Annotated in this window: 27 protein-coding genes; 12 read left to right on the forward strand and 15 right to left on the reverse strand. The window is 64.6% G+C overall.

Features of this window, described 5'->3' with window-relative positions; all coding sequences use genetic code 11:
- Positions 1-41: 41 nt before the first annotated feature.
- Both xseA and JC616_RS04905 read right to left on the reverse strand, forming a co-directional pair.
- A complete protein-coding gene (gene xseA, locus JC616_RS04900) occupies positions 42-1,394 on the reverse strand; it encodes an exodeoxyribonuclease VII large subunit (RefSeq protein ID WP_227107025.1) in 1,353 nt (450 codons plus the stop codon).
- Between the two features lie 5 nt (positions 1,395-1,399).
- Complete coding sequence (locus JC616_RS04905) at positions 1,400-1,570, reverse strand: hypothetical protein (protein ID WP_158274226.1); 171 nt, start codon at positions 1,568-1,570, stop codon at positions 1,400-1,402.
- Between the two features lie 2 nt (positions 1,571-1,572).
- Between JC616_RS04905 and JC616_RS04910 the strand changes: the two genes are divergently transcribed.
- Entirely contained in the window at positions 1,573-1,857 is a 285-nt protein-coding gene (locus tag JC616_RS04910; RefSeq protein ID WP_227107027.1) for a hypothetical protein, read from the forward strand.
- 87 nt (positions 1,858-1,944) lie between these two features.
- Here the strand turns inward: JC616_RS04910 and mfd are convergent, their stop codons facing one another.
- Positions 1,945-5,349, reverse strand: coding sequence for a transcription-repair coupling factor (mfd, locus tag JC616_RS04915; RefSeq protein WP_227107028.1), 3,405 nt, complete (start codon positions 5,347-5,349; stop codon positions 1,945-1,947).
- 363 nt (positions 5,350-5,712) lie between these two features.
- Between mfd and JC616_RS04920 the strand changes: the two genes are divergently transcribed.
- The 9 genes from JC616_RS04920 (at position 5,713) to rplI (ending at position 13,890) form a co-directional block, all read left to right on the forward strand.
- A complete protein-coding gene (locus JC616_RS04920; RefSeq protein ID WP_227107029.1) occupies positions 5,713-8,925 on the forward strand; it encodes a sensor domain-containing protein in 3,213 nt (1,070 codons plus the stop codon).
- Between the two features lie 68 nt (positions 8,926-8,993).
- Positions 8,994-9,749, forward strand: a complete 756-nt coding sequence (rlmB, locus tag JC616_RS04925) for a 23S rRNA (guanosine(2251)-2'-O)-methyltransferase RlmB (protein ID WP_227107030.1) — start codon at positions 8,994-8,996, stop codon at positions 9,747-9,749.
- A 179-nt stretch (positions 9,750-9,928) separates the two neighbouring features.
- The gene (locus JC616_RS04930) at positions 9,929-11,431 is read left to right on the forward strand and encodes a multicopper oxidase family protein (protein ID WP_227107031.1); all 1,503 of its coding nucleotides are present in this window, start codon (positions 9,929-9,931) and stop codon (positions 11,429-11,431) included.
- A 91-nt stretch (positions 11,432-11,522) separates the two neighbouring features.
- Positions 11,523-11,849: a metal-sensitive transcriptional regulator gene (locus JC616_RS04935; RefSeq protein ID WP_043632821.1), complete on the forward strand. Its 327-nt coding sequence runs from the start codon at positions 11,523-11,525 to the stop codon at positions 11,847-11,849.
- Positions 11,850-11,874: 25 nt separating this feature from the next.
- On the forward strand, positions 11,875-12,177 hold the full coding sequence (locus JC616_RS04940) for a hypothetical protein (protein ID WP_048415984.1): 303 nt from the start codon (positions 11,875-11,877) through the stop codon (positions 12,175-12,177).
- A 313-nt stretch (positions 12,178-12,490) separates the two neighbouring features.
- The gene (gene rpsF, locus JC616_RS04945; protein WP_048410930.1) at positions 12,491-12,868 is read left to right on the forward strand and encodes a 30S ribosomal protein S6; all 378 of its coding nucleotides are present in this window, start codon (positions 12,491-12,493) and stop codon (positions 12,866-12,868) included.
- A gap of 17 nt (positions 12,869-12,885) precedes the next feature.
- Entirely contained in the window at positions 12,886-13,185 is a 300-nt protein-coding gene (gene priB, locus JC616_RS04950; protein WP_048415985.1) for a primosomal replication protein N, read from the forward strand.
- Between the two features lie 5 nt (positions 13,186-13,190).
- Positions 13,191-13,418 (forward strand): 30S ribosomal protein S18, encoded by a 228-nt coding sequence (rpsR, locus tag JC616_RS04955; protein WP_011137185.1) that lies wholly within the window; start codon positions 13,191-13,193, stop codon positions 13,416-13,418.
- 22 nt (positions 13,419-13,440) lie between these two features.
- Positions 13,441-13,890 (forward strand): 50S ribosomal protein L9, encoded by a 450-nt coding sequence (gene rplI / locus JC616_RS04960; RefSeq protein WP_048410928.1) that lies wholly within the window; start codon positions 13,441-13,443, stop codon positions 13,888-13,890.
- Between the two features lie 80 nt (positions 13,891-13,970).
- Here rplI and JC616_RS04965 read toward each other — a convergent pair whose 3' ends face one another.
- Complete coding sequence (locus tag JC616_RS04965; protein ID WP_227107032.1) at positions 13,971-14,306, reverse strand: DUF2322 family protein; 336 nt, start codon at positions 14,304-14,306, stop codon at positions 13,971-13,973.
- Between the two features lie 464 nt (positions 14,307-14,770).
- Positions 14,771-15,322, reverse strand: coding sequence for a hydrolase (locus JC616_RS04970; protein ID WP_227107033.1), 552 nt, complete (start codon positions 15,320-15,322; stop codon positions 14,771-14,773).
- A 170-nt stretch (positions 15,323-15,492) separates the two neighbouring features.
- Between JC616_RS04970 and JC616_RS04975 the strand changes: the two genes are divergently transcribed.
- The gene (locus tag JC616_RS04975; protein WP_227107034.1) at positions 15,493-15,996 is read left to right on the forward strand and encodes a GNAT family N-acetyltransferase; all 504 of its coding nucleotides are present in this window, start codon (positions 15,493-15,495) and stop codon (positions 15,994-15,996) included.
- Positions 15,997-16,036: 40 nt separating this feature from the next.
- Here JC616_RS04975 and JC616_RS04980 read toward each other — a convergent pair whose 3' ends face one another.
- The 4 genes from JC616_RS04980 to JC616_RS04995 all read right to left on the reverse strand — a co-directional run bounded on the left by JC616_RS04980 (position 16,037) and on the right by JC616_RS04995 (position 17,153).
- Positions 16,037-16,201, reverse strand: coding sequence for a hypothetical protein (locus JC616_RS04980; protein ID WP_227107035.1), 165 nt, complete (start codon positions 16,199-16,201; stop codon positions 16,037-16,039).
- 243 nt (positions 16,202-16,444) lie between these two features.
- Positions 16,445-16,630: a hypothetical protein gene (locus JC616_RS04985; protein ID WP_227107036.1), complete on the reverse strand. Its 186-nt coding sequence runs from the start codon at positions 16,628-16,630 to the stop codon at positions 16,445-16,447.
- A gap of 152 nt (positions 16,631-16,782) precedes the next feature.
- Positions 16,783-16,953, reverse strand: coding sequence for a hypothetical protein (locus JC616_RS04990; protein ID WP_199225798.1), 171 nt, complete (start codon positions 16,951-16,953; stop codon positions 16,783-16,785).
- A 32-nt stretch (positions 16,954-16,985) separates the two neighbouring features.
- The gene (locus JC616_RS04995; protein WP_227107039.1) at positions 16,986-17,153 is read right to left on the reverse strand and encodes a hypothetical protein; all 168 of its coding nucleotides are present in this window, start codon (positions 17,151-17,153) and stop codon (positions 16,986-16,988) included.
- Positions 17,154-17,347: 194 nt separating this feature from the next.
- Here JC616_RS04995 and JC616_RS05000 point away from each other — a divergent pair, with 194 nt between their 5' ends.
- Positions 17,348-18,247 (forward strand): LysR family transcriptional regulator, encoded by a 900-nt coding sequence (locus JC616_RS05000; RefSeq protein ID WP_227107041.1) that lies wholly within the window; start codon positions 17,348-17,350, stop codon positions 18,245-18,247.
- A 201-nt stretch (positions 18,248-18,448) separates the two neighbouring features.
- On the opposite strand, the gene JC616_RS05005 is transcribed toward JC616_RS05000, so the two are convergent.
- The 6 genes from JC616_RS05005 to JC616_RS05030 form a co-directional block, all read right to left on the reverse strand.
- A complete protein-coding gene (locus tag JC616_RS05005) occupies positions 18,449-19,693 on the reverse strand; it encodes a uracil-xanthine permease family protein (RefSeq protein WP_107798218.1) in 1,245 nt (414 codons plus the stop codon).
- A 4-nt stretch (positions 19,694-19,697) separates the two neighbouring features.
- On the reverse strand, positions 19,698-20,210 hold the full coding sequence (locus tag JC616_RS05010; protein ID WP_227107044.1) for a GNAT family N-acetyltransferase: 513 nt from the start codon (positions 20,208-20,210) through the stop codon (positions 19,698-19,700).
- A gap of 74 nt (positions 20,211-20,284) precedes the next feature.
- Entirely contained in the window at positions 20,285-20,917 is a 633-nt protein-coding gene (gene upp / locus JC616_RS05015; protein WP_227107045.1) for a uracil phosphoribosyltransferase, read from the reverse strand.
- 137 nt (positions 20,918-21,054) lie between these two features.
- Complete coding sequence (locus JC616_RS05020; protein ID WP_107798221.1) at positions 21,055-21,867, reverse strand: EAL domain-containing protein; 813 nt, start codon at positions 21,865-21,867, stop codon at positions 21,055-21,057.
- Between the two features lie 124 nt (positions 21,868-21,991).
- Positions 21,992-22,303: a Grx4 family monothiol glutaredoxin gene (gene grxD / locus JC616_RS05025; RefSeq protein ID WP_107798222.1), complete on the reverse strand. Its 312-nt coding sequence runs from the start codon at positions 22,301-22,303 to the stop codon at positions 21,992-21,994.
- A 79-nt stretch (positions 22,304-22,382) separates the two neighbouring features.
- Entirely contained in the window at positions 22,383-23,765 is a 1,383-nt protein-coding gene (locus tag JC616_RS05030) for a chloride channel protein (RefSeq protein WP_107798223.1), read from the reverse strand.
- Positions 23,766-23,816 lie beyond the last annotated feature (51 nt).

A 23,816-nucleotide genomic window follows, 5' to 3' on the forward strand; every position in this document is an offset into this window, starting at 1 on the left:
TGCGGTTTTCCGCCGGCGCCGGCCCACTGGCGCCGGCGGCGTCAGAACAAGCTGGGCTGCGCGCCTTGCGGATGGTCGATCACGGCCTCGGTGCTGCCTTCGGCCAGGCGTAGGCTGACGCGTTCGCGGTCGCGCAGTTCCGCCGGGGATTTGACCGCGGTGCCGTCCTGTTTTTGCACGATGGCGTAGCCGCGGGCCAGCACCGCTTCCGGATTGAGCGCCAGCAGGGTGGCGGCCAGGGTGTCCAGTTTCTGGGCCTGCCGGTTGAGCAGATCCCGACGCGCGCGCTGCAGCCGGGTTTGCAGCCGGTCCAGCGTTTGCGCGGTTTGAGCCAGGTCCGGTCGGCGGCCTTGCAGTTTGCTGTCCGCCAGTTGCAGCGCCCAACGCCGTTGTTCGAACAGGCTGCCCAGCCGGCGTTGCAGCCGCTCTTGCTGGCGCTGCAGCGCTTCGCGCTGGCGTTGCAGCTTTTCGCCGGGGTGGGCCAGCCGGCGCGCCAGATAGTCCAGCTGCTGGGATTTGTCGGTCAGCAGGCGGCCGAGCGCGCGCTCCAGGCCGCGCTTGGCGGTTTCGAGCTGAGCGTTCAGGTGCTCGCGGCTGGGGGACACCAGTTCCGCGGCGGCGGTGGGCGTGGGCGCGCGTTTGTCGGCGACGAAGTCGCAGATGGTGAAGTCGGTTTCGTGGCCGACGCCGCTGACGGTGGGAATGGGGCTGGCGGCCACCGCGCGGGCGACGATTTCCTCGTTGAACGACCACAAGTCCTCGATGCTGCCGCCGCCGCGGCAGACGATGAGCACGTCCACCTCGCGCCGTTCGCCGGCGCTGCGGATAGCGTCGGCCACTTGCTGGGCCGAGCCTTCGCCCTGCACCTGGGCCGGGTAGAGAATCAGCGGGATGGAGGGCATGCGCCGGCGCAGCGTGCTGACCACGTCGCGCAGCGCGGCGGCGGCGGGCGAGGTGACGATGCCGATGGCGGCGGGGTGGGCCGGCAGCGGACGTTTGCTCGCCGGGTTGAACAAGCCTTCCGCCTGCAGCTTGGCCTTGAGTTTTTCAAAAGCCTCGTACAAACGGCCCAGGCCGGCGGAGCGCATCTGGTCGACGTTGATCTGGAAGTCGCCGCGGGCCTCGTACAGGGTGACGGTGCCCTTGAGCTCCACCTGCATGCCTTCCGCCGGGCGGAAGGGCAGTTGCGACACTTTGCCGCGGAACATCACGCAGCGCACTTGGGCGCCGCCGTCTTTCAGGGAGAAATAGGCGTGCCCGGACGCGGCCAGGGTGAGGTTGGAAATTTCGCCGCCTATCCACATCGGCGGCAGTCCGCTTTCCAGCAGATCGCGCGCCATGCGGTTGAGGGAGGAGACGCTGATGACGTCGTTCTGGGGTGCGGTAAAAAACATGATTGTCAAGTGATCCACAGCGGTGGGTGGAAAATATTTTCAGCTAAAGCGAGTTGCAACTTGGCTTGCGTAGCGTTTGATATCTCTAAAAAGATCAATAAAATCAATAACTTGATTGTTTTCTTATCCAGGGCGGCTTTCAGCTCAAAACGGCTTGGCGCTTGGCTTGAGAGCATATTTGCACAGTTTTATCAACAAAGTTATCCACAGGGTTTTCGGTTTCAATCCTGTGACGCTATTTTTTCCTGTAAAAACAAGGGGCAAGGCTTTTTGCCTCAGAGTCGCTGTCCTCGTTTATCTTGATGTTGCTCAAGTAAGCGCTTTCTTCTTTCGTCCGCAGGCCATGCCGAAGGCTTGGTATTGTCGCTTCATTATGCCTTTGGATTGGCTTGCCGGCCGCCTGGCTGAGCCGGGCGTTTGCCATCCCAAAGCGGGTGTAGTCTCTTGCGAGCCTGAGCGATAAAGGCGCCGGGACCGGGAAAGCGGCATGCGTGTTTGGCGCATGGGCATTGCCCGGCCCTCGCCGTTGCGCGAGGCCGCGCGACAGACTTTAGGAGCTCAACTCCTTCAACAGTTCCTTGACCCTGACCACGCGCAGCGCCACGTCCTGAATATCGGCCTCCACGCGCAGCTTGTCCTGTCCCGCCAGCCTGTAGTTGCGCTTGGTTTGCAGCAGCTGGATGATTTTCATCGGGTCTATCGGCGGGTTCTTGGCGAAGTGGACCTGGATGGCCACTTCGCTGGCGTCCAGCTTTTGCACGCCCAAGGGCTTGGCCAGCAGACGCAGGCGGTGGCTGTCTATCAGGGTCTTGACGGTTTGCGGCGGCAGGCCGAAGCGGTCTATCAGCTCTTCGTGGATATCGTCGATTTCCTGTTCGCTCTCGCAAGTGGCCAGCCGCTTGTAGAGCACCAGCCGCTCGTGCACGTCGGGGCAATAGCCGTCCGGCAGCAGGGCCGGGCTGTGCATATTGATTTCGGTGGTGACGCCCAGCGGCGCGTCCAGGTCCGGGGTGCGGCCTTTCTTGAGATCGCGCACCGCCTGCTTGAGCATTTCGGTGAACAGGGAGAAGCCCACTTCCTGCATCTCGCCGGACTGGCCTTCGCCCAGTACTTCGCCGGCGCCGCGGATTTCCAGATCGTGCATCGCCAGGTAGAAGCCGGCGCCCAGTTCCTCGGACATCTGGATGGCTTCCAGCCGTTTCATCGCGTCCTTGGTGATGCCGTCCGGCGTCAGCAGATAGGCGTAGGCCTGATGGTGGCTGCGGCCTACGCGGCCGCGCAGCTGGTGCAGCTGGGCCAGGCCGAACTTATCGGCGCGGTTGATCAGGATGGTGTTGGCGTTGGGGATGTCGATGCCGGTTTCAATAATGGTGGAGCACAGCAGCACATTGAAGCGCTGCTGCAGGAAGTCGCGCATCACTTGTTCCAGCTCGCGTTCGCGCAGCTGGCCGTGGGCCACGCCGATGCGGGCTTCCGGCACCAGTTCGGCCAGCTTTTCCCGCATGTTTTCTATGGTGTCCACCTCGTTGTGCAGGAAGAACACCTGGCCGCCGCGTTTGAGTTCGCGCAGCACCGCTTCGCGGATCACGCCGTTGGCCACCGGGCTGACGAAGGTTTTCACCGCCAGCCGGCGGCTGGGGGCGGTGGCGATGACGGAGAAGTCGCGCAGGCCTTCCAGCGCCATCGACAGCGTGCGCGGAATCGGCGTCGCGGTCAGCGTCAGCACGTCCACATTGGCGCGCAGCCGTTTCAGTTGCTCTTTCTGGCGCACGCCGAAACGGTGTTCCTCGTCGATGATGACCAGGCCCAGGTTCTTGAACTGGATGTCCGGCTGCACCAGCTTGTGGGTGCCGATGACGATGTCCACGCCGCCGTCGGCCAGGCCGGCCAGCGCGGCCTTGCTTTCCTTGGCGCTGCGGAAGCGGGACAGTTCGGCGATTTTCACCGGCCAGTCGGCGAAGCGGTCGGAGAAGTTTTGGAAGTGCTGTTCCGCCAGCAAGGTGGTGGGCACCAGCACCGCCACCTGTTTGCCGCCGAGGACGGCGACGAAGGCGGCGCGCAGCGCGACTTCGGTCTTGCCGAAGCCGACGTCGCCGCAGACCAGGCGGTCCATCGGCTTGCCAGAGCACATGTCCTGCACCACGGCTTCGATGGCGCTGGCCTGGTCCGGGGTTTCCTCGAAGCTGAAGCCGGCGGCGAAGGCTTCGTAGTCGTGGTGGGACAGGCTGAAGCTGTGGCCTTCGCGCGCGGCGCGTTGGGCGTAGAGGTTGAGCAGCTCGGCGGCGGTGTCGCGGGCTTTTTCCGCGGCGCGCTTCTTGGCTTTCTCCCAGGCCGGATTGCCCAGCTTGTGCAGGTGGATCTGGTCCGCCGCGCCGCCGGCGTAACGGGAAATCAGATGCAGCTGGCTGACCGGCACGTAGAGGGTGGCGCTGTCGGCGTACTCCAGCTGCATCAGCTCGGTTTCGCCTTCGCCCAGGTCCATGGACACCAGGCCGACGTAGCGGCCGATGCCGTGCTGTTCGTGCACCACCGGGTCGCCGGCCTTGACCTCGGCCAGGTCGCGCAGCATGGAGTCGGAGCCGGCGCGCGCGCTTTTGCGGCGGGTGTGGCTGCGCGCCACATGCTGGTAGAGCTCGGATTCGGTGACCACGGCGATGCCGGCGCCGGGCAGGGCGAAGCCGGTGTAGAGCGGGGCCACGCTCAGCGCCAGCGGCATGTCGCCGGCGATGAACTCGGCCCAGCCGTCCACCGGGCGCGGCTTGATGCCGTGCTCTTGCAGGAACTGGTGGACGGTTTCGCGGCGGCCCAGGCTTTCCACGGTGATCAGGATGCGTTGCCCGCCGCTGCGGATGAAAGCGTCCAGCTTGTGCAGCGGTTGTTCGGCGCGGCGCTCCACCGCCAGTTCCGGCAGCGGGGCGCAGCCTTCCGCCAGTTCGCCGTCGCCGGCGAGTTCCACGCGGGCGTAAGGCTTGAGCCGCGCCATCAGTTCGTCCGGGCGCAGGAAGATGTCGGCCGGCGGCAGCACCGGGCGCTCGGTGTCGCCGCGCGCCATGTCGTAGCGGCTTTCCACGTCTTGCCAGAAGACCTGGGCGGCCTGTTGCACATCGTGGTGCAACACGATCAGCGCGTCCTCGCCCAGGTAGTCGAACAGCGTAGCGGTGTCGTCGAAGAACAGCGGCAGGAAGTATTCGATGCCGGCCGGCCACAGGCCCTGGGAGACGTCTTTGTAAATGCGGCTCTTGCTGGGGTCGCCTTCGATGCGCTCGCGGTAGCGCTGGCGGAAGGCGGTGACCCCGCTTTCATCCGCCGGGTATTCCCGCGCCGGCAGCAGGCGGATTTCCGGCACCGGGTACAGGGTGCGCTGATTGTCCGGGTCGAAGGTGCGCAGGCTGTCGATTTCGTCGTCGAACAGATCGATGCGGTAGGGCAGCGCCGATCCCATCGGGAAGAGGTCGATCAGACCGCCACGGATGGAGAATTCGCCCGGGGCCATCACCTGGGTGACGTGGTGGTAACCGGCGGTGACCATATTGGCGCGCAGCTGCTCCACATCCAGCCGCTGCTTGGCCTGCAGGAAGAAGGTGCGTCCCAGCAGATAGCCGATCGGCGCCAGCCGCGTCATCGCGGTGCTGACCGGGGCGATGATCACATCGCATTCGCGCTGATGGATCTGCCACAAGGTGGCCAGCCGCTCGCTGACCAGTTCGCCGTGCGGGGAGAAATGGTCGTAGGGCAGGGTCTCCCAGTCCGGCAGCAGCGCCACGCGCAGCGAGGGCGCGAAGAACGGAGCCTCGGCTTGCAGGCGCTGCGCCGATTGCGCGTCGGCGGCGAGGATGAGCAGCGGACGCCGCTCTGCGGCGAGGCGGGCGACGATGTTGGCGTCCAGCCCGGCGGGCAGGCGTCCGTGACGAGTTTTCTGACTGGCGGGAGGGATCCGCGGGAGGTTATCCAGCATGCTGCTTCACTAGTTTTGGCGGTTTCGGGCTTGGCGGTTTCGGGATTATAGCAGCCGTCCGGCGCGCGCCGTTTACCCGGCTTGCGCTGGGCGGGCGTCGCTTGTGTCCAGCGGGGTGAATATTTTCATCGTCATTGTCTGGCTGCATCCGGCAATTGCATATATTGTATGTCAGCCGGGTGATTTTGTTTTTCGTTTGGCATATATGCGCTTGATTTGTTAATGCAAAATTAATTTCGGCGCGCGGCGGGGCGCCGGCGCGAATGGGGGCGGGGTGGCGTGACAGTCGGATCGGCTTGCCGGGACGCGGCGGTGTTTCTGGGGTTTTTGGCGTGCACGGCTTTTTGGCCGCGCGAGCCGGTATTGGGATTTTCGCTGGCGGCCTTCCTCGCCCACGGTGTATGGAGCTATCGTTTTTTGCGTCGCGGCTGGCGCCAGTCCTGGTGGTGGCCGCTGGCCGCCGCCGCGCTGGCGGCGCAATGGTCGCCGCCGCAATGGGCGGCCCTGCTGCTGATCAGCCTGTACGCGCTGGCGCCCGGCCTATACGCGGCCGGCCTGCGCGGGGGGCTGGCGGTGCGTCAGCCGGCGGACTTGCTGCGGCTGCTGCTGCGGCTCGCCTGCTATCCCTCGGTGCTTTTGGCCGGCCTGGCCGCCGGCGCCGGCTGGCGCTGGTTCGGCATGGAGGGCTTGTGGTCGTGGGCGGCGCAGGCCTGGGGCGTGTCCGGCCTGGCCCTGTCCTTGTGCGCGCCGCCGGCCTTGTACGCGTCCGGCGCGCCGCCGACGCGGCGCCAGGTCTTGGAAACCGCCCTGATCCTAGCCCTGGCCAGCGTGATGTGGTTCAGCCTGCTGGGCAGCAGTGTCGCCTATTCGCTGCCCTGCCAATTGCTGTTTTTCCCGCTGATGCTGTGGGCGGCTTTCCGCGTCGGTTTCCGCGGCGCGGCGCTGGTGGGGGCCTGGGTGCTCGGCCTGCTGTCGCTATACGTGCTGGCGCCGGAGCTGACCATGCACGCCAGCGTGCTCAACGGCGCCAGCGAGGTGGCGCTGACCCTGGCCTTGAGTTGCGCCACCCTGCTGGTGTCGGTCTTGGCCGACGGCCATCGTCAGAACGAGAGCGCGCTGCGCGAGTTTCGCGCGCGGGTGGAGTCCCTGGTCAACAACAGTCCCAATATGATGTCGCTTAAAGGGCTGGACGGCCGGTTTCTGCTGGCCAACGCCGCCTATGCGCGCCGGGTGGGGCGCGCCCCTCAGGGCATGCAGGGTCTAACGGTGGAGGAGCTGTTCGACGAGCAGGACGCCGCCCAGATCCGCGAGCAGGACGCGGTGGTGCTGTCCTGCCTGGAGCCGCGCCAGTTCGAGGAGAGCTTTCTGTTCAACGGCGTGCTCAGCCATTTGCTGGTCACCAAGTTTCCCTTGTTCGACGCCCATGGCCGCCCGGCCGGGGTGGGCAGCGTGGACACCGACATCACCCAAACCCGTCAGGAGCAGAAAGCCAAGCGCGAAACGGAGGAGCGTTACCGCGCGCTGGTGGAGCAATCGCTGGTGGGCATCTACATCCTGCAGGACGAGAAGCTGATCTACGCCAACCCCAAGCTGGCCGCCATCATCGGTTATCAGCCCAAGGAAATGGAGGGCATGGGGCTGGAGCAACTGCTGGTGCCGGGCGAGGCCGCGCGCATCCGCCAGCAAATCGTCAAGCGCTATCGTGAGAACATCGCGGTGCTGCAATACGGCACCCGCGCGGTGCGCCAGGACGGCGTGGTGGTGGACGTGGAAATCCACAGCCGGCTGTTCGACTACGAGGGCAAGAAAGCCATCATCGGCGTGGTGATGGATGTTTCCGAACGGCTGGCGGCGGACGCCAATCTGCGGCTGGCGGCCAAGGTGTTCGAAAACTCGGCGGAAGGCATTCTGCTGATGGACGCCGAGGCGCGTATCATCGCGGTCAACCACGCCTTCAGCGGCATCACCGGTTACGCCGAGGCCGAGGCGCTGGGCAAGGTGTCGCGCATTTTTGGCGATCAGAAACAGCTGAGCCGGCAGGCGATGCTGGAGGCGCTGGCGGGCGGCGGCCATTGGCAGGGCGAGATGCTGGACCGCCGCAAGAGCGGCGAGTGGTATCCGGCCGAGCTGGCGATCTCGGCGGTGCGCGACGCTGGCGGCGCGCTCAGCAATTACGTGGCGGTGTTCTCCGACATCACCCTGCGCAAGCAGTCCGAGGAACGTCTGCAGTTTCTGGCCAATCATGATCCGCTGACGCAGCTGCCCAACCGCAGCAGCCTGACCACGCGTCTGGACGAGGCCATCATCAGCCTGGATTGCGCCAGCGGCTCGCTGGCGGTGATGTTCATCGACCTGGACCGTTTCAAACTGATCAACGACTCCTTCGGCCATCAGGCCGGCGACGAGTTGTTGCGCGAGACGGCGTTGCGCCTGCAACGGGCGGTGGGGGCGCGCGGCCTGCTGGCGCGGCTGGGCGGCGACGAGTTCACCCTGGTGATGACCGGCTTCAAGGACGCCGCCGCGCTGGTGACCGCCGCCGAGGACACGCTGGCGGCGCTGGGCCAGCCGCTGCGGCTGGAAAACCACGAAGTCTACGTCACCGGCAGCATAGGCATCAGCGTCTACCCCAATGATGGCACCGATGCCCAGACCCTGCTCAAGAACGCCGACGTGGCGATGTACCGCGCCAAGGAGGCGGGCAAGAACACTTACCAGTTCTTCGCCGCGGAAATGAACACCCAGACCTTCGAACGCCTATTGCTGGAGAACGGCCTGAGGCTGGCGCTGGAGCGCGGCGAGCTGGAACTGCATTACCAGCCGCAGGTGGACGCGGTCAGCCGCCGGGTGCTGGGCGCGGAAGCGCTGATCCGCTGGCGCCATCCGCAACTGGGCCTGGTGCCGCCGGGCCGCTTCATCCCGCTGGCGGAGGAAACCGGCCTGATCAAGCCCATAGGCGACTGGGTGCTGCAGGAAGCCTGCCGCCAATTGGCGGTCTGGGACCGTCAGGGCGTGGCGGTGCCGCGGCTGGCGGTGAATTTGTCCGCGCGCCAGTTCGAACAGCAGCTGCTGCCGCTCAAGGTGGCGGAGGCGTTGCGGGCGGCGGGCCTGTCCGCGGCGCGGCTGGAGCTGGAAATCACCGAAAGCATGATCATGCTCAACCCCGGCGAGGCGGTGCGCCAGCTGGGCGAATTGAAGGCGCTGGGCGTGGGTCTGTCGATCGACGATTTCGGCACCGGTTACTCCTCGCTGTCCCATCTGAAGCGTTTTCCGCTGGATACCTTGAAGATCGATCAATCCTTCGTCGAAGGCCTGCCGGACGACGGCGACAACGCCGCCATCGCCGAAGCCATTCTGGCGATGGCGCGCAAGCTGCAGTTCCAAGTGGTGGCGGAGGGCGTGGAGAGCGAGCGCCAGGCGCAATTCCTCACCAGCAAGGGCTGCGCCTTGCTGCAGGGCTATCACTTCGGCCGCCCGGTGCCGGCGGCGGAATTGCCCGCCTTGCTGGCCGGCATCGTCGCCGTGGGCGAGCAGCGGCAGCTCGGGCTGATGTCCGGCGTGGAGGTGCTGGGCAGCTGAACGCAAGCCGGTTTTGCCCTGAACCGCCGCGCGCTCTAAAATGGCGGGATTGTCATTAGAGAATCGCCATGAGCAACAAACGCCTGATCCACGGCTTTCACGCCATCAATGCCCGTCTGTGGCAGAACCCCAAGAGCCTGCTGGAAGTCTGGCTGGCCGGCGGCCGCCACGACGCCCGCGCCAAGGCGGTGCTGGACAAGGCCGCCGAGGAGGGCATCAAGCTGCACATCGTCGACAAGGAACGCCTGGACAGCATGAGCGGCAACGCCCGCCACCAGGGCGTGGCGGCGATGATAGACGCCAGCCGAAACTTCGTGCACCTGGACGACGTGCTGGACAATCTGAGCGAACCGCCCTTGTTGCTGATCCTGGACGGCGTCACCGATCCGCACAATCTGGGCGCCTGCCTGCGGGTGGCGGACGCGATGGGCGCGCACGGGGTGATCGCGCCCAAGGACCGTTCCGCCGGCCTCAACGCCACCGTATCCAAGGTGGCGTGCGGCGCCGCCGAGGTGATTCCCTATCTCACGGTCACCAATCTGGCGCGCACGCTGCGCGACTTGAAAGACGCCGGGATCTGGATCGCCGGCACCACCATGGAAGCGGATACCGACCTCTACCACTGCGACGCCGCCGGCCCGCTGGCCTGGGTGATGGGCTCGGAAGGCGAGGGCATGCGCCGCTTGACCCGCGAGCACTGCGACGTGCTGGTGTCCATCCCGATGTTCGGCACGGTGGAAAGCCTGAACGTGTCGGTGTCCGCCGGCATGGTGCTGTCGGAAAGCCGCCGCCAGCGCACGCTGGCGCAGGCCAAGGCCGATTGAGCCCTGGCCACCCGCACCGCCCAGCCCCCGTCCTCGGGGGCTTTTTCTTGGGTGCGGGGTTTGACTGTGATCAGATACGAGCCTAAAAAAGTAGACAGAATACGGAACCGATCTGGCGCCGCCGCAGTCTTGTTGATACCTTACCTGGGTATCCTATTTGCGAGAGGGGGAGTGCAGTGATGGATAGACGTGGATTCATCGGCGCCGGCGCGGCGTTGGCTCTGGTTCCGTTGTTGCGGCAGGTCTGGGCGGCGCAGCCGCCCGCCGTCGATCACGCGGCGATGGGACATGGCGGCATGGGCGCGGCGGCGGAGACAATGCCGGCCGCGGCCGCTTTGGGCCTGCCGGCGGGCCTGGCTTTGCCGGCCCTGCCGCTGTTGCGCAACCAGAGCGCCTTGCCCGGCGTGTTCAGCACGGCGCTCAGCGCCGGCGCGCAGGCGCTGCCGCTGTTGCCCGGCAAGCCCGCCACCGTGTTCTGGAGCTATAACGGCCAGGTGCCGGGGCCGACGATAGAAGTGTTCGAAGGCGACGAATTGCGGCTGCATTTCGAAAACCGCCTGTCCCAGCCCACCACCATTCATTGGCACGGCCTGCCGATTCCGGCTGACCAGGATGGCAATCCGCAAGACCCGGTGCCGCCGGGAGGGAGCCGCGAATACCGCTTTACCTTGCCGCAGGGCTGCGCCGGCAGTTACTGGTATCACCCGCACCCGCACGGACATACCGCCGAGCAGGTCTATAGGGGACTGGCTGGCGTGTTCGTGGTCAAGAGCCGCAGCGATCCGCTGGCGCATCTGCCGGAGCAAAGACTGGTGTTGTCGGACCTGAAGCTGGACGCCGACGGCAAGATCGCGGCCAATAGCGAAGCCGATCGCATGGACGGCCGCGAAGGCCAGTTCCTGCTGGTCAACGGCGCCTGGCGGCCGCATCTGACGCTGGGCGTCGGCGAGCGCCAGCGCTGGCGGGTCTGGAACGCCAGCAGCGCGCGCGTGCTCAAGCTGGCCCTGCCCGGCCACGAACTGGAACTGGTGGGCAGCGACGGCGGCCTGCTGCAGCGGCCGCGACGCATCGACAGCCTGACGCTGCCGCCCGGCGCCCGCGCCGAGCTGGTGGTGACCGGACGCTTCGCGCCCGGCCACGGCGCCGGCCTGCTGGCCCTGCCGTATCGGCGCGGCAAGATGATGTCGGCCGAGCAGGACGCGAGCCTGACGCTGCTGGAGCTGCGCCGGGGCGCCGTCGCCAAAGCCACGGCGCCGCTGCCTGAGCGGCTGCGTGAAATCCGGCCCCTGGGCGCGCCGGCGGTGCGGCGCAGGGTGGTGTTGTCCGAAGACATGGCCAATCCCGCCGCGATGTTCCTGATCAACGGCAAGACCTTCGACATGGAGCGGGCGGACTTCCTGGGCAAGGTGGGGGCGGTGGAGGAGTGGGAGATCGTGAACGAGGCCGATATGGACCACCCCTTCCACATTCACGGCACCCAGTTCCAGGCGCTGGCGCGCCGCAAGGACGGCGTCTGGCGCGAAGAACCGTTCCTGGCCTGGCGCGACGTGGCCAACGTCTCCGCCGGCGAGACGCTGCGGCTGCGTTTCCGCCAGGACATGCCGGGCCTGCGCATGTTCCATTGCCACATCCTCGAGCACGAAGACGCGGGGATGATGGGCATGCTGCGGGTGGAGGCCTAGGCGGCCGCGCGCAACTGCGTCACAATGGCCGCAGCCCGGCCCGCCGGACGGCGGCCGGGCTCGCTTTGAACCCGCTTGGATTAGGATGGACATGACGCAAGAAAAACCGCAGGACGGCTGTTGTGACGCAGCGGCCCCGCTTTCCGACAAAACCGTGGTGCAGCCGGGCAAGAGCGCGCTGATCAAGCGTTTGGCGCGCATCGAGGGTCAGGTGCGCGGCATCAGCGGCATGGTGGAGGCGGACCGTTATTGCGTGGACATCCTGACCCAGGTGGCCGCGGTCAAATCGGCGCTGGACGCGGTGTCGATGCAATTGCTGGAAAATCACATGAAAGGCTGCGTGGCGCGCGCGCTGCATCAGGGCGACGCCACCGGCATGGTCACCGAACTGATAGACGTGGTCAAAAAAGTGCGCTGAGCCGCGTCGCCGCAAAGGAATGCATATGAAAACCCCGCTCGCCGTCCTGTTGTCCCTCGCTTCCGCGCTGGCCGCGGCGGGGCCGATTCCGTTCGAGGTCTACATCAAGCTGCACAAGGGCATGTCCGAGGCCGAACTGGTGTCCCAGGCCGGCGCGCCCGATTACAGCAGCAACGGCCCCACGGTCAAAACCAAGGACGCCAACGCGGTGGTGGAAACCAGCACCCGCTCGCTGTCCTGGCTCGCCAACGACGCCGTGCCCTATACCACCACGGTGACGCTGAGCAATGGGGTGGTGGTGGATATCTCCCGCGACAAAAAGCTCTGAGAACCTGTTCAAGGTCTGCTGCGCGTCGTGAAGCGTTGTACGGCGAGTACGAGCTCAGAATGCTCATGTACCTCCCTCGTACATTTCGCTTTTTCGCTCGTTTTCGCCTTGCCTCGCCCTCGCTTGCGAGGCTTTGAACCGCGACTTGGGGCGGATTCCGAATCCCGTCTTCGCCACAGCCTTGCCGCCATTCCGCGCGGAAGCCCCTGATTTATTTGCCTGCCGCCGGCTTAACGCGTAGAATGCTGCGGTTTCAACCCCTTGCCTTTTGCAACTGCATGGCAAAAGGCTTCAATAGCCACAAGGAGTTAACATGCGTCATTACGAAATCGTGTTCATCGTCCACCCGGACCAGAGCGAACAGGTTCCGGCCATGATCGAGCGCTACAAGGGCATGGTTCTGGCCGCTGAGGGCAAGATCCACCGTCTGGAAGACTGGGGCCGCCGTCAACTGGCTTACCCGATCCAGAAGCTGCACAAGGCTCACTACGTTCTGATGAACGTAGAGTGCCAGTCCGAGACCCTGGCCGAAATCGAACACGCCTTCAAGTTCAACGACGCTGTTCTGCGTCACCTGACCATCAAGCTGGAGCGCGCGGTTACCGAAGCGTCCCCGATGATGAAGGACGAAAAGGCCAAGAACCTGCTGGATGCCCAGCAGCCGGCAGCCGAGGCTGAAGCTTCCGCCTAATTGGCCGGAGCAAAGTCTTGCAGAACCGTCTGGCGCTGACCGCCACGGTCGACCGAGAGGATGCGCTGAGATACACGCCCGCCGGCTTGCCGGTGTTGGAAATGTGGCTCAAGCATCAGTCCAGACAGACAGCTCACGGTTTTGATCGGGATGTGGCCTGCGAAATACAGGCCGTGCTGATAGGCGAAGACGCCCGGAAGTTTTCCGGGAAACTGGCGGGAAACACGGTGAATCTCACCGGCTTTCTGTCCCAGCGCAGCCTCAGGAATCCGCGGTTAGTGCTCAATATCGAATATGTTGAATTTGTAAAAGGTTAGTCAAAATGGCTCGTCAACTCTTCAAGCGCAAGAAGTTCTGCCGCTTCACGGCAGAAGGCATCAAGGAAATCGACTACAAATCCGTTGATCTCCTGAAAGACTTCATCGCCGAAAACGGCAAAATCATTCCGGCTCGCATCACCGGCACCAAGGCCCGCTACCAGCGTCAGCTGACCACCGCTATCAAGCGTGCTCGCTTCCTGGCCTTCCTGCCGTACACCGACCAGCACTAAGCCGGGAAAAGGAACTTAAAAGATGCAAATCATTCTGCTCGAAAAAGTTGCCAACCTGGGTCAACTGGGTGATGTGGTTAAAGTCAAGGATGGTTACGGTCGTAACTTCCTGATCCCGCAAGGCAAAGCCAAGCGCGCTACCGAAGCCAACCTGAAACAGTTCGAAGCTCGTCGCGCCGAACTGGAAGCCAAGCAAGCCGAGATCCTGGCCGACGCCAAGGTCCGCGCCGAGAAGCTGAACGAAGCCGTTGTCACCATCGCTCAGAAAGCCGGCGTTGACGGCCGTCTGTTCGGTTCCGTGACCAACGCCGACGTGGCTGAAGCCGTGACCGCCTTCGGCGTTGCGGTTAAGCGCACCGAAGTTCGCCTGCCGAACGGCCCGTTCAAGGCCATCGGCGAGTACGACATCGAGATCGCTCTGCATCACGACGTCGTGACCCCGATCAAGATCGTGGTGGTTGCCGAAGCTTAATTCCTGTTTTCAGGAACGCTTTATCAAAAAGCCCGCTCATTCGAGCGGGCTTTTTGTTTGGGCGCGCGCCGGGGCGCGGATCAATCGTCCTGGCTCAGCACCAGGCGCGCGCGCAAGCCGGGCGCGTCGGCCTCGGCGATGGACAGCAGGCGGTCGATATTGGGGTGTTTTCCCGGATTGGCGCGCGCGTCCGGCGTGTGTTCGGCGTAAAGCGCCAGTCCCTCGCGCGCGGCCTTGCGGTCGATATGGCCGTGGGTCTTGATCAGGGCGTGGTAGACGCGCACCGAGCCGGCGGTGCCGGGCTGATTGTCCAGCCGGCCGACCGGCTCGCCGCTGGCGTCCAGCAGCACGATGGCGCGAATGTCGTCGACGGCGGGCAGGGTGTTGAGGATGTCCTTGAAAGCGCTTGCTTGCATGATGTGTTTCCTATTGTCGTTATCGTGGCGGGCCGCCGGGGCGGCCCGTTGAGGGGGCGTTGCGCATGGGCCGCGGCGTTGGGCCGGGCCGGATGCAAGACCGTTCCAGTGTAGCCGGGTATTAGGCGGCGGGCCGGCTGAGAAAGTTCAGCCGGCTGCCGCGCGTTGCACATTTTTGGTGCGGCCGCTCGGCCGTCTTGCCTTGATTTGGTGCAATGTATGCCGGCAGCTCTTCATTACACCATGCTTTGGATGATTTTGTGTTGCGAATTTGTTAATGAATCAAAGGCTTGGCCTGTGATTGTTAACTTGGCACGGCAATTGCTAACTATAAAGCGATCTGGTGACGTCAGGGCATGGCCCGGCGTCTCGCGCCAGTCTCCAAAGGGGATAAGAGAGCGGCAAAGCCGCCTTGGATCGGGGTCGATCGGCGAAGCCGGCGACCCCGTTTCATTTTCAGCGTATCAGGGCTGCTCGCCCACCAGATAGCGCTGGCTCATCCGCTTGAAGTGCTCGCTGCCGGCCTGGCGCAAGCATTCGAACAGCACCATCTCCTTGCTGACGATGACGGCTCCGGCATCGCGCATCCTTTGCAAGCCCAGTTCAATGTCGGACGCCTTGCGGCTGGACACCGCGTCCGCCACCACGAAGACCCGCTTATCCAGCTCCAGCAGTTCCAGCACGGTTTGCAGCACGCAAACATGCGCTTCCATGCCGCAGACGATGACTTGCGGCCGGGCCAGCACGGCGTCCGGCAGACAGTGGGCGGCGACGCAGGAAAAATGGGTCTTCTCGACCACCTTGGGTTCCGGCGCCTGGGCGAGCAGCTCGGGCAGGGTGTGGCCCAGGCCGCGCGGATATTGCTCCGAGAACACCACCGGCAGGCCATGGTCGCCGGCCACGCTGATCAGCCAGCGGCAGCGCGCCGCCATGCCGGCCGCGTCGACGACCGCCGGCGCGAGTTTTTCCTGGACGTCCACCACCAGCAGGCTGGCCAACTCCTTGTGCATCAGCATAATGCGCTCCTTGGGGCGTGTGAGGGGTTTGTCGCAGCATTCAGGATACCTGTTTTGACGTGGGCTTGCGCCGCGCTGAAATCCTTTTGTCATTTTCGCTTGCCGGCCTTATCCCGTTCCGTTGATGATGACTCAAAGGCCGAATCGCAATAATCGACAGGAGGTGAATCGTGGATGGACTGCATATCCGCAAGGTGGAGCCGGAAGACGCGCCCGTCTTGGCGGCGATGATGGTGTTGGAGGAGGTGGTGGCCAATACTTTGCAACTGCCCTACCAATCGGTTGAAGACTGGCGGCGGAAGCTGGCGCACACGCCGCCGCATGTGCATTCCCTGGTGGCCTGCAACGCCGAAGGGCGGGTGATAGGCAATGCCGGCCTGATAGGCGACGAGCGTCCGCGCATCCGGCACGCGGCCAGCCTGTTCATCGTCGTGCATCCGGACTGGCACGGCCGCGGCGTGGGCTCCGCCTTGTTGCGGGCGCTGCTGGAGCTGGCCGACAACTGGTTGGGATTGTTGCGGGTGGAGCTGGCGGTGGTGCACGACAACGAGCCGGCGATCGCCCTGTATCGCAAATTCGGTTTCGAACTGGAAGGGCGACGGCGGATGGAGCAACTGCGCGCCGGCCGTTATGAAGACACCTTGATCATGGCGCGTTTGCGGCGGCCGGAATGACGAAGCGCCCGCGTGGGCGGGCGCTGGCGCGGCTGCGTGCTTATTTGCCGGCGGCGTCCTGCGCTTGCGGCGCCGGTTGCTGCGTTTGCAGCTGAGCGTCCATGCGCGCGCGCATTTCCCACATATTGGACAATCCTTCGCCGGCCATCGCGGCGCCGGATAGCAGGATCAGGGACAGGGTGGTCAGTACGGTTTTCTTCAGCATGATGTTTCCTTTCATGGCAAATCGACCGGTCGACCGGCTCGGCGCAGGGCGTCGACGGAGGTCGGCTGCGGGCCTGGCGAAGCCTGTCGCTGTTTGGGCGGCCTGCATCGCCATTGAATTCTAGTGAAGGCAGGGACTTTGTCCGGCCATGGCGGTGATCAATTTGCAAACGAGTGTGAATCGCGTTTCGCGGGGCCTGGCCTCCCGCCGCGGAGCGCGGGCGGGAGGGGGCGGTTCGCCATCTTAGCTGGCGGATTGGCTGGTCTGAGCGCCGGCTGCCGCGCTTGGCTGCGCGGCGGTTTGCTTGGCGGCGATCTGGGCCTCCATGCGCTCGCGCATTTCACGGGCGTTGCTGGCGCCTTCGCCGCCGGCCATGGCTGCGCCGGACAGAATGATCAGGGACAGCGCGGTGAGTACGGTCTTTTTCATGATGGTTTCCTTTCATTGCGATCTTGCCGGGGCCGGACTTGCTGCATCCGGCGGCAGGGCTTGAGTCGACATTCTATGGCGGGCTTTGCCGCAGTGCGGTAAACGATTGTGAGCGTGTGCTAATGAGTTTTGACGGCGTTTACAAAGCCGGATTATCGGCCGGCCTGGCTGGTTTGAGGCGCTGTCGGCGCTTGCTTGGCGGCGATCTGGGCGTTCATGCGTTCGCGCATTTCACGGGCGTTGCCGGCGCCTTCGCCGCCGGCCGTGGCGGCACCGGACAGAACGATCAGGGACAGGGCTGCGATAAGGCTGTGTTTCAACATGGTGAATTCCTTGTAAAGTGTGGGATGGGCGCTTATTTGGCTTGCGGAGCCTGGGCCGGGGCTTGGGCCTGCTTGGCGTCGATCTGGGCTTGCATGCGTTCGCGCATTTCACGAGCGTTGCCGGCGCCCTCGCCGCCGGCGGCGGCGGCGCCGGACAGAACGATCAGAGACAGGGCGGCGATAAGAGTTTGCTTCAACATGGTCAAAATCCTTGTGTGATTGAGTGGCTTGGCGGCGGCGAGGATGTTCAAAATGCTAGAATCGATCCGGCGTTCCGCTAAGGAGTCGCTTAGCCTGCTCTGGCGGGCTGTGCGACTTAGTGACTGAATATTAAGGATGTTTTTTCGCCGCAGATAGCGGAATGATTTGCACTGAACCATCAGTAAATTTGAATATGAAACTATCTCTCGACGCTTTGCTGGTGCTGGACGCCATCGATAATCACGGCAGCTTCGCCGCCGCCGCGGACGCCCTGTTCCGGGTGCCGTCCGCGGTCACCTATACCGTGCAGAAACTGGAGCAGAGTCTGGGCGTGCAGATCTACGACCGCAGCGGCCACCGCGCCCGGCTGACGCCGGCCGGCGAGCGCCTGCTCAAGGACGGCCGGCATCTGCTGGACGCGGCGCGTCAGCTGGAGCTGCGGGTCAGCAAGCAGGCTCAGGGCTGGGAACATCAGTTGCGCATCGTGATCGGAGACCTGGTGGATTTCGCCCAGGTGATTCCCTTGATCGCGGAATTCGATCAACTGGCCTCGGCCACGCGGCTGATTTTCCGCAGCGAGATTTTCGGCGGCACCTGGGACGCGCTGTACGACGACCGCGCCGATCTGGTGATAGGCGCGCCCAATATGCCGCCGCCCGGGGATTATTTCACCCGCACCATAGGCAGTTACGATTTTGTCTTGGTGGTGGCCGCCGGCCATCCGCTGGCGGCGGAGGACAAGCCGCTGCCGCCGCATGTGTTGCGCCAGCACCGCGCGGTGGCGATAGGCGACACCTCGCGGCGCTTGCAGCCGCGCACCGGCGGTTTGCTGGACGGCCAGGACGTGCTGACCGTGCACAGCAGCCGCGCCAAGCTGGACGTGATCCTGGCCGGCCTGGGCAGCGGTTATCTGCCGCGCTCCATGGTGGGGCCTTATCTGGCCAGCGGGGACTTGGTGGCCAAGGAGGTGGCCGAGGACAGCCCGGACCACCAGATGTGTTTCGCCTGGAAGCAGGCGCAGCCGGGCAAGGCTTTGCAGTGGTTCATCCAGCGGCTGGAGCAGGCGGTGGAGGCGGGCGAGCTGCGGCCGTGAAAAAGCCGGCGTCCGCGAGGAGGCCGGCCGGATAGGCTCAATTGCGTGGGGGTTCTTAGAGCGTGTTTACGATCTCGCGAGCTAAGGCGAGACAAGGCGAAAACGGCTGAGAAAGCGGAATGTACACGTGGTACATGAGCATTTCGAAGGCGTACTCGCCATGCCACGTCTCACGAAGCGCAGCAGATCGTAAACAGCTTCTTACACGTCCTGGCCCTCGACGATGCCGTCATGGCTGGCGGCGCGCTTGGGCAGCAAGAGGTTCAGCACGATGGCCAGCAGCGAGCACAGGCCGACGCCGGCCAGCTCGAAATCCCCCAGCTTCAGACTGAGGCCGCCGATGCCGGAGGTCAGCACCACCGAGATGATCACCAGATTGCGCGGTTCCATCAGGTCCACCTTGGCCTCGATCAGGGTCTTCAGGCCGATGGAGGCGATGGTGCCGAACAAGAGCACCATGATGCCGCCCATCACCGGCAGCGGGATGGACTGCAGCAGCGCGTTGAACTTGCCGAAGAAGGCCATGGCGATGGCGAACAGCGCGGCCCAGGTCATGGTGACCGGGTTGAAGTTGCGGGTGATCATCACCGCGCCGGTGACTTCGGCGTAGGTGGTGACCGGCGGGCCGCCGATCAGGCCGGCCACGCAGACGCCCAGGCCGTCGCCGGACAGGGTGCGGTGCAGACCGGGCGACTTGGTGTAGTCCTTGCCGGTGACGCCGCCTATCGCCATCACGCCGCCGATGTGCTCGATGGCCGGCGCAATCGCCACCGGCAGCATGAACAGCGCGGCGGCCCAATTGACTTCCGGGCTGTGGAAGGCGGGCATCGCGAACCACGGCGCGGCGGCCAGCTTGGCGAAGTCCACCACGCCGAGCAGGGCGGCGGCGATGTAGCCGACGATGACGCCGGCCAGAATGGGCACCAGCTTGAACAGGCCGCGCGCGTAGATGGACACGATGACGGTGGTGGCCAGCGAGATCGCCGCCAGTAGCATGGACACCGCGTAAGGCGTCACCTGCTTGCCGCCGGCGACGCCCATCGCCATGCCGGAGGCCGCGGAGGCCACCGACAGGCCAATGATCATGATCACCGGGCCGATCACCACCGGGGGCAGCAGCCGGTTGACGAAGGCCATGCCGCGCCAGCGGACCACGGCGGAAAACAGGAAATACATGAAGCCGGCGCAGAACAGGCCGAACTGCGTCGCGCCCTGGCCCCAGGTGTGCATGGAATAAATGATGGGGCCGATGAAGGCGAAGGAGGAGCCGAGGAAGATCGGCACCTGGCGCCCGGTGTACAGCTGGAACAGCAGGGTGCCGACGCCGGCGCCCAGCAGCGCCATCGCCGGATTGAGGCCGGTCAGCAGCGGCACCAGCACCAGCGCGCCGAAGGCGACGAACAGGATCTGGGCGCCGGACACGGCCAGCTTGAGTTGTTGGAACATGGTTTTAACCTTTTGGCTCGTCTTGGTCTGAATGGGGGGCGAGGGCCTGGTCCAGCCGCTTGCCCAGAATGCGCGACTGCGGTTCCAGGCCGCGACGCAGGTAGAAATTCAGCGCGGCCTGATTGAAGTCCTTCACCTCCAGGCGGATCTCGTCGGCCGAATGCCGCCTCGCCCAGTCTTCGGCCGCCGCCAGCAGCGCGCTGCCTTGGCCTTGCCCGCGCTCAGCCGCCGTCACCACCAGAGTGGTGACGCGGCAGATGCGGCGCGGCCGCAGGAAGGGCAGGGTGAGTTCCAGCAGGGACAGAGCGATGAAAGCGCTGACCTCACCGCCGGATTCCGCCAGCAGCAGCGCGCCGCCGGGCGCGTCCAGCAGGCCGGCCCAGAACGCGCGGTCGCGGTCGGCGGCGCCGTTGGCGGCGAAGATGTGCGGCAGCGCGCGATGGTGCTGTAGGTTGATCTCGTCGGCCAGGCGGCAGATCGCCGCGAGGTCGCTTGCGGTAGCGGGACGTATTTTCATGCTTGGGGCCGGGCTGGGCGCGCAAAAAAGCGCCGCTTCCGGAGTGGGAGCAGCGGCGCTGGACGGGCTCATGATCAGGCTTGCTTGGTGCCGAAGATCTTGTCGCCGGCGTCGCCCAGGCCGGGGATGATGTAGCCGTGCTCGTTCAGGTGGCTGTCGAGCGAGGCGGCGTAGATCTGCACGTCCGGGTGGGCGTCGTTGACGATCTTCACGCCTTCGGGCGCGGCCACCATCACCACGGCCTTGATCTGTCTGCAGCCGTTGCGCTTGAGCAGGTCTATGGTGGCGACCAGGGAGCCGCCGGTGGCCAGCATCGGGTCGATGATGATGGCGATGCGCTCGTCCAGATTGCCGACGAACTTCTCGAAATAGGACACCGGTTCCAGCGTTTCTTCGTTGCGGGCCAGGCCGACCACGCTGATCTTGGCCGAGGGAACCAGGTCCAGCACGCCGTCCAGCATGCCGATGCCGGCGCGCAGGATGGGCACCACGGTGACCTTCTTGCCCTTGATCTGCTGGACGTCGATCTTGCCGCACCAGCCGTCTATGGTGACGCTTTCCAGTTCGAAGTCGCGGGTGGCTTCATAGGCGAGCAGGCGCGCCAGCTCTTGGGTCAGCTGACGGAATTTCATGGTGCTGGTGTCGGCTTCGCGCAGCAGGCCGAGCTTGTGTTGCACCAGCGGATGCTGGACGACGGTGATGTTCATGAGACGTTCCCATACCTTGGCAAAGAGCTGCTTTCGGCGCGGGCGCGCCAAAAGCAGCTCTTGGTATTAATTATGAAGCCGGCAGCCTTCGATGATCCCGGGCTGCCGGTGCGGGGTATTTGGTATGGGGCGGTATTTTACCCCTTTTCCCATTCCGAAATCCACTGCAAGAATTCGGCGGCGGCCCGCGGCGGGCTGCAGATATAGCCTTGCACCGCGTCGCAGCCCAGCTCGGCCAGCGTGGCCAAGTCGGCGCTGTCCTCCACGCCGATGGCCACCGTGGTGAGGCCGGAGGCCTTGGCCAGGCCGATGTCTTCGCGCAGGATGGCTTGCAGATGCTGATTGGAGCTGACGCCCTGCACGAAGGCGCGGTCCACTTTCAGCAGGCTGAAATGGCTGATCAACAGCTTGTCGGTCAGGGTGACGCCGATGCCGAACTCGTCTATGCCGATGCCGAAGCCGGCGGCGCGCAACTGGGACAGCTGCGCGTCGGCCTTCTGCCAGTGCTGGCGCAGCGTGGATTCGGAGAATTCCAGCGTCAGCTTGGCCGGCTCCAGGCCCAGGATGCGCACTTTCTGCAGCAATTGCTCGCACAGGCTTTCATCGTCCAGCGACATCGAGGTCAGGTTGATGGTGACCGGAATGTCGTGGCCGCGCTCCTGCCAGTCGCTGCAGGCGTACAGCGATTTTTCCAGGATCAGTTCAGTGAGTTCGCGAATCATGCCGCGCTCTTCCATTGCCGGCACGAAGCTGACCGGGGACAGCACGCCAAGCGCCGGGTGCTGCCAGCGCGCCAGCGCCTCGGCGGCGATCACCTTGCGGCTGGAGATTTCGACTATCGGCTGAAACCAGGGAATGAGCTGATCGTTGACCAAGGCGCGCCAGATCTCTTCGATGGGCATGGCGCTGGCGGGGCTGAGGGCGGCTTTGGTTTCCTGATGTGTCGGCATGGGGCGATTTGGGTCGGGCAAGCGGATGTCACCCTGATTGTATGACATGGCGGGTGTTTTCGAAACGCTAAATTCCGCTTCAAAAACAAAGGTCCCGGCCTTGGCCGGGACCTGGGAGAGGCGCTTACAGGTCTTTCAGCAGCTCTTGCAATTCACCGTTTTGGAACATTTCATACATGATGTCGGAGCCGCCGACGAACTCGCCTTTGACGTAGAGCTGCGGAATGGTCGGCCAGTTGGAGAAGTCCTTGATGCCCTGGCGGATGTCGGCGTCTTGCAGCACGTCCACGGTCGCGAACTGTTCAAGGCCACAGGCCTTGAGGATTTGCACCGCGCGGGAGGAGAAGCCGCATTGCGGGAATTGGGCCGAGCCCTTCATGAACAGCACTACCGGGTTGTCGGTCACGGTTTGCTGGATGGTTTGTTGCGCGCTCATTCAGTGGTCCTTGCTTGGATCGTCAATGTGGCTGCGGGGCCGCCTGCGGCGAAATACCCGAGCGTTTCAATGGGTTATTTTACTTTTCGGCCGCCCGCGGGTCAATTTGCTTCGCAGCGGGCGCCGCCTGCGCGGCGTGCCATTGCCGCAGGAAGATGTGCACCTGGCCGTCGTAGAGCGCGCGGCGGGTAATCAGCCGCGACACATTGGACGCCAGCAGCGCGGTGGCCATCAAGGGGATGATCATCGCCGAGGAGTCGGTCATCTCCATCACGATGATGAAGCCGGTCATCGGCGCGCGGGTCATGCCGGCGAAGAAGCCCACCATGCCCAAGAGCACGATCAGGGTCTGCGGCAGAAAGGGCAGCAGATTGGCCATGTTCAGGCCGAAGCCGGCGCCCACCGCCAGCGACGGCGCGAACATGCCGCCGGGCACCGCGCTGATGAAGCTGATGAACATGCTGAGCAGTTTGAGCAGGCCGTAGCCCTGCATGCCGGCGCCGCTGCCCTCGATGATTTCGCGGGCGCGGAAATAGCCGGTGCCGAAGGTGACGCCGTCGCTGGCGATGCCGATCACCGCCAGCGCCAGGCCGCAGCCGGCGGCGAACAGCACCGGTTTTTGCAGCCGCCAGCCGTGCAGCGGGCCGGGCAGGCGCTGGGTCAGCGCCAGCATGATGCGGCAGCAGACGCCGCCGAGCAGGCCGCCGATGATGCCGCAGACCGGGATGGCCAGCCAGGACTGCTCCAGTTCCATATTCACCGACACCATGCCGAAATAGCTGTAATTGCCGAGGATGGCGGTGGCGGTCAGGCCGGAGACGATCACGGACAGCAGGATGGTGGAACTGGCGCGCAAATCGAAGGTGCGGCCCATTTCCTCGATGGCGAACACGATGCCGGCCAGCGGCGCGTTGAAGGCGGCGGCCACGCCGGCGGCGCCGCCGGCCAGGATGAAGCTGCGCGCCGCGCCCTCGTGGCGCAGCGCCGCGTGGCGGTTCAGCGAGTATTTGATGGCCGCGCCCACCTGCACGATGGGGCCTTCATAGCCGAAGGTGGCGCCGGAGCTGATGCCGATCAGGGTCAGCAGCATTTTGCCGATGGCGGCGCGTATGGTCAGGATGCGCTCGCGCAGCGCCTGCATGCCGCCTTCCAGCGCGGCGATGGACTGCGGGATGCCGCCGCCGGCGGAGCCGGGAAAGTAATGGCGCATCAGCCAGATGGCCAGGGCGAGGCCAGCCGGAGTGATCAGCAGGCTCCAGTACGGCGAGTTGTCGTAGATGCGGGTGAAGATGGCGTGCGACAGATGGCTGCCGTTGGCGAAGACGCTGGCCATCAGGCCAATCAGAATGGCGGCGGTCCAGATCGGGATGTGGCGACGCCACAGGACTGCGGACAAGTAGAGGTAACGCAGGCGGCGCTGGACGCGGCTGCGGACTTGTCTGGCAGTGGGGGTGTCTGGCATGGAGCCGGCCTTTGCGAATGAATATGTGAGATTTTTCTAATATTCAATGGT

Origin of the sequence: Chromobacterium rhizoryzae, from assembly GCF_020544465.1 — a bacterium.
In the GTDB taxonomy this organism is placed as follows: domain Bacteria; phylum Pseudomonadota; class Gammaproteobacteria; order Burkholderiales; family Chromobacteriaceae; genus Chromobacterium.